The 12,730-nt window shown below is 60.3% G+C and carries 10 protein-coding genes and 1 pseudogene; 5 read left to right on the top strand and 6 right to left on the bottom strand.

Features of this window, described 5'->3' with window-relative positions:
• Position 1: 1 nt before the first annotated feature.
• Positions 2–499: a hypothetical protein gene (locus ACMGF8_RS21910; RefSeq protein WP_102863352.1), complete on the bottom strand. Its 498-nt coding sequence runs from the start codon at positions 497–499 to the stop codon at positions 2–4.
• A gap of 217 nt (positions 500–716) precedes the next feature.
• On the opposite strand from ACMGF8_RS21910, the pseudogene ACMGF8_RS21905 reads away from it, so the two are divergent.
• Positions 717–1,493, top strand: a pseudogene (locus tag ACMGF8_RS21905) (PAS domain-containing protein); the annotation flags it as partial.
• On the top strand, positions 1,488–2,030 hold the full coding sequence (locus ACMGF8_RS21900) for a methyl-accepting chemotaxis protein (protein WP_371826212.1): 543 nt from the start codon (positions 1,488–1,490) through the stop codon (positions 2,028–2,030). The pseudogene ACMGF8_RS21905 and the gene ACMGF8_RS21900, both read left to right, overlap by 6 nt.
• Positions 2,031–2,134: 104 nt before the next feature.
• Here ACMGF8_RS21900 and ACMGF8_RS21895 read toward each other — a convergent pair whose 3' ends face one another.
• Together ACMGF8_RS21895 and ACMGF8_RS21890 are read right to left on the bottom strand one after the other, a co-directional pair.
• Entirely contained in the window at positions 2,135–3,847 is a 1,713-nt protein-coding gene (locus tag ACMGF8_RS21895) for an amidase (RefSeq protein WP_115580184.1), read from the bottom strand.
• 147 nt (positions 3,848–3,994) lie between these two features.
• Entirely contained in the window at positions 3,995–4,585 is a 591-nt protein-coding gene (locus ACMGF8_RS21890; RefSeq protein ID WP_416757073.1) for a hypothetical protein, read from the bottom strand.
• 521 nt (positions 4,586–5,106) lie between these two features.
• Here ACMGF8_RS21890 and ACMGF8_RS21885 point away from each other — a divergent pair.
• Positions 5,107–6,492, top strand: a complete 1,386-nt coding sequence (locus ACMGF8_RS21885; protein WP_416757072.1) for a diguanylate cyclase — start codon at positions 5,107–5,109, stop codon at positions 6,490–6,492.
• 84 nt (positions 6,493–6,576) lie between these two features.
• A complete protein-coding gene (locus ACMGF8_RS21880; protein ID WP_102863356.1) occupies positions 6,577–6,942 on the top strand; it encodes a DUF7677 family protein in 366 nt (121 codons plus the stop codon).
• A 124-nt stretch (positions 6,943–7,066) separates the two neighbouring features.
• Here the strand turns inward: ACMGF8_RS21880 and ACMGF8_RS21875 are convergent, their stop codons facing one another.
• The 3 genes from ACMGF8_RS21875 to ACMGF8_RS21865 form a co-directional block, all read right to left on the bottom strand.
• The gene (locus ACMGF8_RS21875; RefSeq protein ID WP_416757071.1) at positions 7,067–9,286 is read right to left on the bottom strand and encodes an OsmC domain/YcaO domain-containing protein; all 2,220 of its coding nucleotides are present in this window, start codon (positions 9,284–9,286) and stop codon (positions 7,067–7,069) included.
• 150 nt (positions 9,287–9,436) lie between these two features.
• Complete coding sequence (locus ACMGF8_RS21870) at positions 9,437–10,945, bottom strand: NAD(P)/FAD-dependent oxidoreductase (protein WP_115580183.1); 1,509 nt, start codon at positions 10,943–10,945, stop codon at positions 9,437–9,439.
• Positions 10,942–11,973 carry a LysR family transcriptional regulator gene (locus ACMGF8_RS21865; RefSeq protein WP_115580182.1) on the bottom strand — a complete coding sequence of 344 codons (1,032 nt, stop codon included), beginning with the start codon at positions 11,971–11,973 and terminating at the stop codon, positions 10,942–10,944. The genes ACMGF8_RS21870 and ACMGF8_RS21865 overlap by 4 nt, the downstream gene beginning before the upstream one ends.
• Before the next feature lie 485 nt (positions 11,974–12,458).
• Between ACMGF8_RS21865 and ACMGF8_RS21860 the strand changes: the two genes are divergently transcribed.
• Complete coding sequence (locus ACMGF8_RS21860; RefSeq protein ID WP_011061078.1) at positions 12,459–12,725, top strand: phosphopantetheine-binding protein; 267 nt, start codon at positions 12,459–12,461, stop codon at positions 12,723–12,725.
• The last annotated feature ends 5 nt before the right edge of the window (positions 12,726–12,730 follow it).

The raw sequence follows: 12,730 nt of genomic DNA, 5'->3' as shown, positions 1-12,730 counted from the left end.
CTCAGTTCCTAAAATACAGCTCGTCCAGCTGCCGCCGGCGGATCACCAGGTACTCCTCCCAGACCTTGGGAAAGTCCTCGTCCCGGGTGAAGGGAAAGGTCAGGTAGACGGTGCGACCGATGACACTGATGTACTCCCGCACTCGCTTGTACGCCGGTTGCTCCAGCAGCGAGATGTATTCGTCATAGGCGTAGTGGTAGTGGGAAATGGTCACCCGGTGGGGCGCGATCATGCAGCGGGAGAAGTCGATCACCCAACCGTGACTCATGCCGTTGCCCAGGTACCCGTAGACCCCGTCCTCGGACAGGCTGATGAAGTTCCGTGCCTGCTCGCCATCCTCATCGTTGACCAGCACGATCTGGGTTTCGAAATAGCGGATGGCCTGTTGCTCGGGGCCGCGCAGGTGCAGGTTCCAGCTGATGGCGCCCATGCGGAATTCACCTTGTTCGGCAAATTCGGCAATCCAGCCGTTGGCGAGGGTAATGCGGTGTGTGGTCATGGTGAGTGGTCCGGCTCGGGCGGTGCATGGGGAAGGGCGCTAGTGGCGTGGCGCGGGGATTGTAACCACCAGGCTGGGTGCATGGCTTTATATCAGGGGAGAAAATGGAGCGCTGCAAACAATGCTTCTATAGTGTTTTTGCAGCACAAAAAAAGCTGAAAACAAACCCCCAACGGTTGCCGATAGCAAAGAGTCTCTCCTTTAGCAGGATGCGCCCATGTTCAATACTCGTTTGAAAATGCAGTTGCAGTCCCTTCAGTCGGAGCTTTCAGTGGCTCGACAGTTGCTCAAGGGGATTGAGACTTGCCTTGTGCGTGCGGTCCTTGACGCCAACTACAACGTTATAGATGCCAATGAAGGCTTTCTGAACATGTTGGGGTGTGGCGCCAACCAAGTACTGAACAAACCGATCGACAATTTCATTCCGCAGTATGTACGGCAGATGGATTGCTATCGTCGTTTGCTCGACAGCGTGAACAACCACGACGCGGTTATCGATACTTACCGTTTTCAGCGTCCCGATGGTGGACTGTCGTGGTTTCGCGGCCTCTGGCAGCCGATTGTCAATCAACAGGGGCAATTGGAAAGTATTCATGCCTTTGGTTCGAACATCACCGAGACCGTTGACACTTCGGCGGAGAATTCGGCGTTCATTCAAGCGCTGCTGCGCTCCACTGCGGTGATCGAGTTCGATCTTCAAGGCCATATCCTGCAAGCAAACGAGCAGTTTCTGCGCTCAATGGGCTATGAACTTGGGCAAATCAAAGGCAAGCACCACAGCATGTTCTGTGACCCAGCCGATGCCGCGTCCAGTCATTACAAGGAGTTCTGGGCGACCCTCAATCGCGGTGAATTCGTGGCTGACCGTTTCAAGCGCGTCGATGCCCATGGTCGAGTCGTTTGGCTGGAAGCGACCTACAACCCGGTGCACAACGCACAGGGCGTCCTTTACAAGGTGGTCAAGTTCGCCACGGTCATTACCGAGCAAGTGGCTCGCGAGCAGCAGGTGAACGAGGCGGCGACCATCGCGTTCGAGATCTCCCAACAAACCGACATCAGCGCCCGCCGAGGCGCCGACGTGGTGCAGAACACCGTGCAAACGATGCGCATGATCTCGGATGAAATGCAGGCGGCATCCGCCGGGATTGAAGCGTTGGGCAAGCAATCACTGCTGATCAGCTCGATTGTCCAGACCATTGGCGGCATCGCCCAACAGACCAACTTGCTCGCGCTCAACGCCGCAATCGAGGCGGCGCGGGCCGGTGAGCAGGGCCGGGGGTTTGCCGTGGTCGCCGATGAAGTGAGGCAGTTGGCGGGGCGCACCAGTGCCGCTACCGAAGAAATCGTCAGCGTTGTACAGCAGAACCAGAGTCTGGCGGATGCAGCCGTAAGCGGCATGGCCAACAGTCGCGGGCAGGCTGAAGAAGGCCTGGCACTTGCCAACGAGGCCGGCTCGGTGATTCTCGAAATCCAGGAGGGCGCGCGCCAGGTTGTGGGGGCCGTGGGGCGTTTCGCCAATCAGTTGAAATAGCCTGCGCAACATACCGTCGCGCGCCCCTGGCGGTGCGTCGCTGTGGTGCGCTGTCAGGCGGGTAAAGGCCCGGGGCGCCTTATGGGCGCCTCGGACCTTTGCGCTTAGCGAGCGAGTGACAAGGCCGGCGTGCGTGGTGGAATCAGGCGCTTGCTGCCGGTGGATTCGAAGGCCGACGCCAGGCGCAGCAGGCTCGAATCGTCATAGGCGCGGCCAGCGAAGGTCAGGCCGACCGGCATGCCGATGTCTGCCATCACGCCCATCGGCACGGTCACCGTGGGCACGCCCAGGTGGCGGATCGCGAGGTTGCCGTTGGCCACCCACACACCGTTGCTCCAGGCGATGTCCGCCGACTCGGGGTTGATATCGGCATCGGCCGGGCCAACGTCGGCCACGGTGGGGAACAGCACCGCGTCCAGCCCCAGGCGATCCATCCACTCTTCCAGATCGATGCGCCGGGTCTGCTCCAGGCCGCGCAGGCCGTCAGCCAGGGAGGCGATCTGGTCCCAGGTCTTGAGCCCGCGCTTGGCCATGGTCACGTACTGGTCCATGCCGGCGGCCAGGTCGTCTTCGCGGTTGGGCAGGGTGCCGGGGTCGTGGGGGAAGATCTGCGGCCCATCGACATCCGCCAGGCGGTTGAGCTTGGGGTCGTCGTTGGCCCGCAGGAAGTCGTCGAAGGCCCAGCCCGAGAGCTCCCACAATTCGTCATGGAGGAACTCCTTGCTGACCAGGCCGCGGTTGTACACGGTCGGTGCGCCGGGGCGGTCGCCTTCGCAGTTGGACACCAGGGGGAAGTCCACTTCCAGCACTTCGGCGCCGGCGGCTTCCAGGGCTTGACGCGCCTGTTGCCAAAGGTCGATCACCGAGGGCCGGGTGTGAATGCGCTGGCCGGTGGGGCCGCCGATGCCGGGTTTGTCGCTGGTGCCGGCTTCCGGGTCGGCATTGATGTACATGCGCGGCACACCAAAGCGTTTGCCCTTGAGCGCCGTGGCGTCGGCCGCCAGTTGCGGGTAGGACGCCGGGCGCACCGAGCTCACGCTGGGGATCGGCACCCAGGGCTGCAGGCGCCACAGGTCGCCGCGGGTGTCCGGGTCTTCGGCCACCACCACGTCCAGCACTTGCAGCAGGTCGGCCATGGTCCGGGCGAAGGGCACCACCACGTCCATGGTCGGGGTCAGCGGCCAGTTGCCGCGCACCGAAATCACTCCACGCGATGGTGTGTAGGCGCACAGGCCATTGTTGGAGGCCGGGCCACGCCCGCTGGACCAGGTTTCCTCGGCCAGGCCGAAGGCGGCGAAGCTGGCGGCGGTGGCCGTGCCGGCGCCATTGGAGGAGCCCGAGGCGAAGGGCGCGGTCAGGTAAGCGGCGTTGTAGGGGCTTTCCGCGCGGCCATACACCCCGCGCTGCATGCCGCCGTTGGCCATGGGCGGCATGTTGGTCTTGCCCAGGCAAATGGCCCCGGCGCCCCGCAGGCGCTCGATGGTGAAGGCGTCGCGGTAGGCCACCAGCTCGGCAAAGGCCGGGCTGCCCGAGGCGGCGGTCAGGCCCTTGACCAGGTAGCTGTCCTTGGCGGTGTAGGGAATGCCGTCCAGCGGGCCCAGGGTCTGGCCCTTGGCGCGACGCTCATCGGACGCTGCGGCCTCCTTCAGGGCCTCGGGGTTGCGCACCACCACGGCGTTCAGCGCGGTGGCGGTCTGCGGGCCATCGTAGGCATCGATCCGCGCCAGATAGGCCTGGACCAGTTCCACGGCGGTGGTCCGGCCTGATTCCAGGGCGGCGCGCAGGTCGGCAATGGACACTTCGGTGACTTCGATCATGGGGCTACCGCCGTTGGCTGGTGGGTGAGGAGGTCAAGAGGGCGCAACGGAGCGCGGGTGTTCGGGTAATGGCTGTGCATGGTGATTCTCGTGGTACGGCTGGGCACGACAAGGGGTGCAAGGGAAAACTGTGGGCCTTTTTAGCATCTAGTGCGGGGCAGAGGAACCGTTGAACTCGCCCAGGTAGTCCAGTGTCGGCGTGCTTTGCGGCGGGCGCTGATTGGGCCCGGAGGCAACCGATCGCTGGTCGCCATCAATCGACTCGCTGCCGACGATGATGAAGTGGCTGTAATGCGCCTTGATCCGCGAGCGCAGCCGTTGTTGCTCGGCATCACTGCGGATCAGCGATTCCAGGTATTGCGGGCAGTCGTCTTTGCCGATCAGCTCGACGAAATCGGCGTCCATGTAGTAGCCCAATTCCTGCCTGAGGCGCCAGCTGGGATTACGTTCTTCCCAGGCGCTGAATTCGGCGTCGCTGGCATCCGCCGCAGGTTCGGGCTCCCACTGTTCGAAGGCGAACCGTTCAGCCTCGGCCTGGCTGGGGAAGGGGGCGGCGAACAGGTGAAAGGCGAAGTAGGCATCGGCGGCCTCGAGCAGGGCCCGGTTGGCGGCCCCGGCCTGTTCCTGGGGCTGGACCGGATCGGGCGTTGCATCCGCTTCATGGGGCGCCTGGAGTGTGTCAGTGGCCGACGGTGCCGGCTTTTCGAGAGGGTCGAACAAGGTGCTGAAGACGCTCATGGGCGGTCCTTGCGATCAGTGAGGCGGGCGGTTTGGGGGCAACTCTGGCCTGAGGCGGCGCATTGTGACGGGTTGGGGCTGGTGTGAAAACCATGGGCCGTGCGCCACTGGACGCCTGGTCATTTTATCGATTGCCAATCGGAGCAACCCGGGTAGACTGCGCGGCTCTAATAACTGACGCCTTTATAGCCAAACAGTGCAGGCGTTTCGACGATGTTCGACGGATGATTATCCATGTGTCTAGGGCGCACGGACGTGAATGATCCATAGCCGGCAGGCAGTTGGCGCAACATCGAAATCCACTGTCTGCTTGCTCATCCGGACTTTTTTACATGCCTACCCGGCCCAAGCCCAAGCTTAATCTTCGTGTGCTGATTCTGGTCTTCGTACTGTTTGCAGCATTGGCCACCCTGGCCAACAGCTTCTGGGTCATGTTCAAGATCCAGTAGCAGGAGCTCATTGAAAACGCCCTGCAAGTCAACCAGGCCTATGCCGCTCGGATCGCCTCCGGTGTGGAGCAGGTGCTCAGTTCCGATCAGGATCGCTTGAAGTATGCCGCCGCTGTTCTGGGTGGAGACTTTGACGATTCGCAACGACTGGCCGGCGAAGCCCAGCGCTTGCTGGGGCAGGACAACAGCTTCAACTCGGTACTGATCACCAACGCGACCGGCACCATCATCGCCTCAATGCCCGAGCACCTGCATCTCAATGGCCAGTCCCTGCAAGACCAGACACCGCTCAGGCTGCGTCAACCGATCATCAGCAAGGCCTTCAAGTCCATTGCCGGCAATCTGCTGGTTTTTGTATCCCAGCCGGTGTTTGACGGCAAAGGGCGGTACCTGGGGCTGGTCGGCGGCAGCATCCGACTTGAACAGAAGAACGCCCTTCAAGATTTGATGGACCGGCAGGTCCGTGAGGATGGCGCCCATGTCTATCTGGTGGACAGTAATCGGCGGGTTCTCTATCACCCCTATCCCGAGCAGATCGGCCAGATCGTTGCCGATGACCCGATCGTCGATGCGGCCTTGAGCCAGGGCGGGGGGGCATTGCAGGCGCTGGATGCCCAGGGCGTGGAAATGCTCGCGGGTTTCACCCATGTGCCCAGCAGCGGTTGGGGGGTGATCGCCCAGCAGCCCCTCGGCAACATCCAGGCCACGCTGCAGGTAACCATGTCCAAAGTCGCCAAGGGCATACTGCCGCTGGCGCTGTTCGGCCTGGTGCTGATCTGGTGGTTGGGGACGAGGATTTCGGCGCCGCTGTCGCGGCTGGCCGAGAGTGCCAGGCGCCTGGACAGCCCTGAGAGCTATGAGCGCATCAGCGCGATCCCGGCGCAGTATTCTGAAAGTTGGCAGATACGTCGGGCGCTGCTGCTGGGCACCAGCCTGCTCCAGGAAAAGATCGGCCGGCTCAACCAGCAGGCGCAAAGTGATGCGCTGACCGGGCTGGCCAACCGGCGGGCGATGCAGGACACCCTGGCGCATTGGCAACAGGCCAATCAGCCGTTTGCCATCGTTTCCATGGACATCGATCACTTCAAACGGGTGAACGACACCTTCGGCCATGGCGTGGGGGATGAAACCCTGAGAGCGATTGCCGACCTGATGAAGCAGAACTCGCGCACTGACGACCTGCCGTGCCGGGTGGGCGGCGAGGAGTTTGTCCTGCTCTTGCCGAACAGTTCGCTACGGGCTGCAACCGATGTCGCAGAGCGCCTGCGAGCCTCGATCGCCGCGGCGCAGATCGATACTGTCGGGCACATTACGGTTTCGTTGGGCGTCAGCGTGTGGCAGCCGGGAAGTGGTTCGATCACCGCTGCGTTGGAAAAGGCCGACCAGTTGTTGTATCAGGCCAAGCAGAAGGGACGTAATTGCGTGGTAACCGAACAGCGCTCGCTGGCCGTCAGTTGAACACGGCGGCTGCCGTCGACTTGCTTGCACAGCGGCCAGTACCGGAGAATCCTCCCGGTCCGATACCTAGCAGAGGCAAGCCGCATGCTTTACCCGAAACAACTCAGCCCGGAGTTTTCCGGGGCGTTGCGCACCTTCAGTTTCTGGGTCGCCAACGGCACCCTCGGCTACCCGCTGCTGGAGGGTGTCGACTATCGCAGTTGCCTGAGCGAAGAGCCGAGCATGCTGGAGATGGCCTACGCGATTTTTGCCAATGTGCTGGAGCTGGACGAAGAGGGCGTACCGGTGAATGCCAAGTACGCCGAGTACCGTGCCGCCCAATACATTCGCCAGTACTGCGATCCGGGATACAGCGCATCGCCGGCGTTCGAGGACTGGGAGCAGGAGCTGTATGGCCCGCCTGATAGAGAGGACCGCAAGCCCTGGCCGCCCGGGCTGCGCGATGGCTGACGAGTCACTGTAGAAGCGAGCCGGCTGGCGATGGTCGCCAACGAAAACGCCGCGTTCATTGGGGAACGCGGCGTTCTTGAGGGCTTCGCGAGCAAGCTCGCTGCTACAGGTACGGGGCGCTGTGTCAGCGGTTGGCTGCGCTCCACTTGGCCCGTGCCGCGTGCAGCTTCTTGTAGCTGTCGATCAGGCGCAGGTGACGGTCCAGGCCTTCGAGCTGCAGGTTGGTCGGGGTCAGGCCGTAGAAGCGCACGCTACCGTCCACCGAGCCGATCACCGCGTCCATCCGTTCGTTGCCGAACATGCGCCGCAGATTGGCTTCGTAGTCGCCCAGCTCCAGTTCGTCGTCCAGTTCCACTTCCAGCACCGCGTTCAAGGCCTGATAGAACAGCCCGCGCTCGACGGTGTTGTCGTTGTATTGCAGGAACATCTCCACCAGTTCCTTGGCCGGGTCGAACTGCCCCAGGGCCACGTGGAGCAGCAGCTTGAGTTCGAGGATGGTCAACTGGCCCCAGGCGGTGTTGTCGTCGAACTCGATGCCGATCAGGGTGGTGATGTCGGTGTAGTCGTCCAGCTCGCTTTCTTCCAGGCGCTCCAGCAGTGAGCGCAAACCGTCTTCGTCCAGGCTGTGCAGGTTGAGGATGTCTTCACGGAAGAACAGCGCCTTGTTGGTGTTGTCCCAGATCAGGTCGTCCACCGGGTAGATTTCCGAATAGTCCGGCACCAGGATGCGGCAGGCGGTGGCCCCCAGGTGCTGGTACACCGCCATGTAGACTTCCTTGCCCAGGCTTTCGAGGATGCCGAACAGGGTCGCGGCTTCCTCGGCGCTGGCTTTTTCCCTTTCGCTGAAGCCGCTCTGGCTGGTGAAGTCCCACTCGACGAATTCGAAGTCCGCCTTGGCACTGAAGAAACGCCACGACACCACGCCGCTGGAGTCGATGAAGTGCTCGACGAAGTTGTTCGGCTCCATCAGCGCCTGGCTTTCAAAGGTCGGTTGCGGCAGGTCGTTCAAGCCTTCGAAGCTGCGGCCCTGGAGCAGCTCGGTGAGGCTGCGCTCCAGCGCCACCTCGAAGCTTGGGTGGGCGCCGAACGAGGCGAACACGCCGCCGGTGCGCGGGTTCATCAGGGTCACGCACATCACCGGGAACTCACCGCCCAGGGACGCGTCCTTGACCAGCACCGGGAAGCCTTGCTCTTCCAGGCCCTGGATGCCCGCCAGAATGCTCGGGTACTTGGCCAGCACTTCCTGGGGCACGTCCGGCAGGGCCAGCTCGCCTTCGAGGATCTGGCGCTTGACCGCCCGCTCGAAGATCTCCGACAGGCACTGCACCTGGGCTTCGGCCAGGGTGTTGCCGGCGCTCATGCCGTTGCTCAGGTACAGGTTCTCGATCAGGTTGGAGGGGAAGTACACCACCTCGCCGTCGGACTGGCGCACGTAGGGCAGGCAGCAGATGCCGCGCTCGATGTTGCCCGAGTTGGTGTCGTACAGGTGGGAGCCGCGCAGCTCGCCATCCGGGTTGTAGATGGCCAGGCAGTGTTCGTCGAGGATCTCCTTGGGCAGCTCGTCCTTGCGCCCCGGCTGGAACCAGCGCTCGTCCGGGTAATGCACGAACTCGGCGTTGGCGATTTCCTCGCCCCAGAACTGGTCGTTGTAGAAGAAGTTGCAGTTCAGGCGCTCGATGAACTCGCCCAGGGCCGACGCCAGGGCGCTTTCCTTGGTCGCGCCCTTGCCGTTGGTGAAGCACATCGGCGACTGTGCATCGCGGATATGCAGCGACCAGACGTTGGGCACGATATTGCGCCATGAAGCGATTTCGATCTTCATCCCCAGGCCCGCGAGGATGCCGGACATGTTGGCGATGGTCTGCTCCAGGGGCAGGTCCTTGCCGGCAATGTAGGTGCCTGCGCTGGTGCCCGATTGCGGCATCAACAGCGCCTGGGCATCGGCGTCGAGGTTTTCCACTTCCTCGATGATGAACTCGGGTCCGGTCTGCACCACCTTCTTCACGGTGCAACGGTCGATGGAACGCAGGATGCCCTGGCGGTCCTTGTCGGAGATGTCCGCCGGCAGTTCGACCTGGATCTTGAAGATCTGGTTGTAGCGGTTTTCCGGATCGACAATGTTGTTCTGCGACAGGCGGATGTTGTCGGTGGGGATGTTGCGGGTCTGGCAGTACAGCTTGACGAAGTACGCCGCGCACAGCGCCGAAGAAGCCAGGAAATAGTCGAACGGACCCGGCGCCGAACCATCGCCCTTGTAGCGGATCGGTTGGTCGGCCACCACCGTGAAGTCGTCGAACTTGGCTTCAAGTCGAAGGTTGTCGAGAAAGTTGACCTTGATTTCCATGGAGGGCACCGGCATCACAAAGCAAAAAATGGCGGGCATTATCCGGGATTTTGCGCGGGAAGTGTTGCGGTTTTCGGCGCACGGGTGGATCGCCAGGGCTGGCTGCCGGTCACAGACACCGGCACCCGGCCCCGGGTATCACTCAGGCATTCAGGCTTTGAGGATGAAACGATTGGATATCCGCGAATAGCCCAGGGGCAACAACTCGGCTTCGTGCTCCTTGATCAGTTCATGCAGCGCGTTGGCGGTTTCGGCCACCGGCCTGGCTTGCTCCCTGGCCTGTTGCATGACCTGGCACGACTGCCTGAACAGGCTTTCGTAGGCGGGCGAGTTCAGGGACAGGCAGCCAGGGAAGCGCACCGCCTCAAGCGCTGCATCGAACTGGCGGGCGTCGCCACTGTGTTCCAGGTCGTGCAGCAGCTTTTGCAGAAAGGCACTGCCCAGGTTGGAGCCGCTGAGCCAGACCCGATGCCACACGTTCCACAGGTGAAAGTCGCTGAAGGCTTCATAGGAGCAGGAAACCAACTGGTCATTGGTCGCCACCGCGTTCAGGCAATGGCGCTCGACTTCGATGAACTGTTCCCGTTGCCAGCGGTTGCTGCGGGCGGCGTCCAGCACCTTGGGGGCCAGTCTGAGGATGGACTCGAAGGTGGTGATCAATCCCCTGGAGAACAGCGGGTCGATAAACCCTGTGGCTTGCGGCAGCAGGCAGAAGCGATCCCCGACATTTTGCACGCTGCGGTAGTTGATGCGCGGCGCGTAGATCCACTCCCGGGCATTGACCGCATCCTTGAAGTGTTCGCCGATGGCCGGGTACTTTTTCAGCAGTTTGCGAAACTCGATCTCCGGCGCCTCGGTGGGACGGTACTTGGCGTTGTTGAACTGGAAGCCGACGCTGCACAACTGATTGGTGCCCTGCGGATGGTTATTGAAGGGGATGACCCACAACCAGCCCTCTTCGAAGATGTGGTGCAAGGTGCTCTTGAACAGTTCGATGGGGGAACGAGTGCGGGACAACGGAGCCAGGGCATCTTCGTAGCTCTTCACATTGAGCATGTGGGTGAAGAATGAGCAGGTGTCGGTCGCCAGCCCTTCGGTGGTGCGCAAGCCCAGTTGGCGGGAGAGCGGAGAGCCCTGGGCAGCAGCGTCAATGATGAACGCGGCCTTGACGGGGGCGGCGTTGGACAATGCCACCTCGACCCCGTCGTCGTTGAGGCTGATCGACTCGATCTTGATGTTCTGTCTGGATTCGGCGCCGTGTTTCAGGGCAATCATCAGAGCGAAATAGTCGATGTCCTGCCGGAAAAGATGGGCTTCCGGCGCCTTCAGCGGCGGGGCCACAAGGTGGTCGGGGGACGACGGCGCGTTCTCTTGATGCCAGGCAAAACTGAAGCCCAGCTTGATCCCGCAGGCGCTTGAACCGACGTGCTGGATGATCTTGTCGGGGTGCGAGAGGTAGGCGATTTCAGGGATGTCGAAGCGCTTTGCGAGCAAGCGCAGCAGAAAACCGCTTTCCGGTGTTGCCGCTTCGCCGACGGAGAATCGTGGGTGCTGGGCCGAGTCGAGGATCAGTACGTTCAGCCCGGACTTCGCGAGGACGGCGCCGGTCAGCGCGCCGGCGATACCACTACCGATGATAATGACGTCGTACTGATTCATGATGTCTGGCTCTTGTCGTGCAAGGTGGTGGCTCTGGAAAGCGCTGAATGCATTGCCGTATCGAAATGCAGGGTGGCCAGGGTCTGCGGTATTTCCTTTTCAAACGGCAAGTCCCAGTAAGGCGTGCTGCCGATCGAGCGTTTCAACTCATTGATGAACAGGCGGGTCTTGGCCGGGACAACGCTGCTGCGTGCCCTCAGTGCGTAGATCGCTCCCTGTTGCGGATCGGCCTCGCAATATTCGTCGAGCAGCGACACCAGTTGGCCGCTGGCGATCTGTTCATGCACCAGCCAGGTGGGTGCGTGGATGATTCCTATGCCTTGAAGGGCGCCGTCCACCAGCAACTCGGAACTGTTGACCGATAGCCGGCTGCTGGGCATGAGCTTCTTGAACAGGCCATCGACCTTGAATTGCCAAGTCAGTGAGAAGTTGCTGCAGGTGCTGTGGATCAGGCAGGCATGTTGGTACAGGTCTTCAAGAGTTTGCGGACAGCCGTGTTGCCGGATGTATTCCGGGCTTGCGCAGAGCACGCGCCGCATATCCGCAAGTTTCGTTGGAATCAGATTACTGTCCGGCAATATGCCCAGCTTGATACAGATATCGACGTTATCGATGCTGGGGTCGAGAACGTTGTCGTTAAGCGAGAATTCAATGTTCAAACCGGGATGATGGTTCAGTATTCTGCTCAACAAAGGCGCTACATGGCGCCGTCCAAAGGCCACGGGTGCTGAAACCTTGAGAATGCCAAGGGTCGATGCAGTGTGTTCTTTTACTTCTGATCTAGCATGCCCAATGCATCTCGAGATGTTCTTTGCATGTTCGAGAAAGAGCAGGCCTGTTTCGGTAAGTACCAAGCATTTTGTCGATCGATTGAATAGGCAGGTTTCAAGTTCTTTTTCGAGGCTATTGATTCTGCGCATCACCGAAGAAGGTGGGATGCCAAATAGTCTTCCTGTTTCGGAGAAACTACCAGTTTTAGTTACGGATATATAAAGGTCTATGTCATTGACAACGCCTAGCGCCTTCATTACTAAATCCTTTTAGAGTTTTTAGTGTCTTGTTTTTGTAAAGACAAATTACAAATAGATCATGACAGCCTCCTTAGTACGGCTAGGCTTTTTGTTTGTCAAGCAGTGCTGGGCCCTTGATTAGTTGGCTTTGATAAAATTGATTCATAATATTTCAGGCTCCGCAGCTCCACCCGGCGCAGAGCGGAACACCGCCCAAGTGCAAGGCTTGGTTTGCACTATCTGGATACAAAAATAGTTCTAGTGGCCAATTGCGCAGAGCGCCAAAACTATGCTTTGGCGCTCGAAAATGACTTTCTGAAGATCGTCATACAGGCCTGTGGAACACCGTTAAGTTGTGTTGGTTTCGATGTTGTCGGGGCTGTTTTGCCTTTGCGGATATGCAAAGGCCTTTTGCAAAACCGGCTATTCACAAGTGCATTCTGATTGAGGATTGTAGACGGGTTTTCCCAACCCACGATTGTCGAGTGCAGGAGCGTACGTCTATGGACGGAGAGGAAGTTAAAGAAAAGATTCGTCGCTACATCATGGAAGATTTGATCGGGCCAAGTGCAAAGGAAGATGAGCTTGATGACCAGACTCCACTACTGGAGTGGGGCATTCTCAACTCGATGAATATCGTCAAGCTCATGGTCTACATCAGGGATGAAATGGGTGTCTCGATTCCAAGTACCCATATCACCGGCAAATATTTCAAAGACCTGAATGCAATATCCAGGACTGTCGAGCAACTAAAGGCCGAGTGCGCCTAACAGGG

Origin of the sequence: Pseudomonas sp. BNK-7, assembly GCF_048072025.1 — a bacterium.
Classification (GTDB): Bacteria; Pseudomonadota; Gammaproteobacteria; order Pseudomonadales; family Pseudomonadaceae; genus Aquipseudomonas; species Aquipseudomonas danubii.
The sequence above is the reverse complement of the archived record's forward strand: the minus strand, read 5'-3'. Positions and strand labels throughout refer to the sequence as shown.

What these genes read in the sequence shown, in the direction of transcription:
- ACMGF8_RS21870 (WP_115580183.1), bottom strand. Translation starts at nt 10,945, where the DNA reads ATGAATCAGTACGACGTCATTATCATCGGTAGTGGTATCGCCGGCGCG.
- ACMGF8_RS21875 (WP_416757071.1), bottom strand. Translation starts at nt 9,286, where the DNA reads ATGGAAATCAAGGTCAACTTTCTCGACAACCTTCGACTTGAAGCCAAG.
- ACMGF8_RS21860 (WP_011061078.1), top strand. Translation starts at nt 12,459, where the DNA reads ATGGACGGAGAGGAAGTTAAAGAAAAGATTCGTCGCTACATCATGGAA.
- ACMGF8_RS21895 (WP_115580184.1), bottom strand. Translation starts at nt 3,847, where the DNA reads ATGATCGAAGTCACCGAAGTGTCCATTGCCGACCTGCGCGCCGCCCTG.
- ACMGF8_RS21890 (WP_416757073.1), bottom strand. Translation starts at nt 4,585, where the DNA reads ATGAGCGTCTTCAGCACCTTGTTCGACCCTCTCGAAAAGCCGGCACCG.
- ACMGF8_RS21880 (WP_102863356.1), top strand. Translation starts at nt 6,577, where the DNA reads ATGCTTTACCCGAAACAACTCAGCCCGGAGTTTTCCGGGGCGTTGCGC.
- ACMGF8_RS21910 (WP_102863352.1), bottom strand. Translation starts at nt 499, where the DNA reads ATGACCACACACCGCATTACCCTCGCCAACGGCTGGATTGCCGAATTT.
- ACMGF8_RS21865 (WP_115580182.1), bottom strand. Translation starts at nt 11,973, where the DNA reads ATGAAGGCGCTAGGCGTTGTCAATGACATAGACCTTTATATATCCGTA.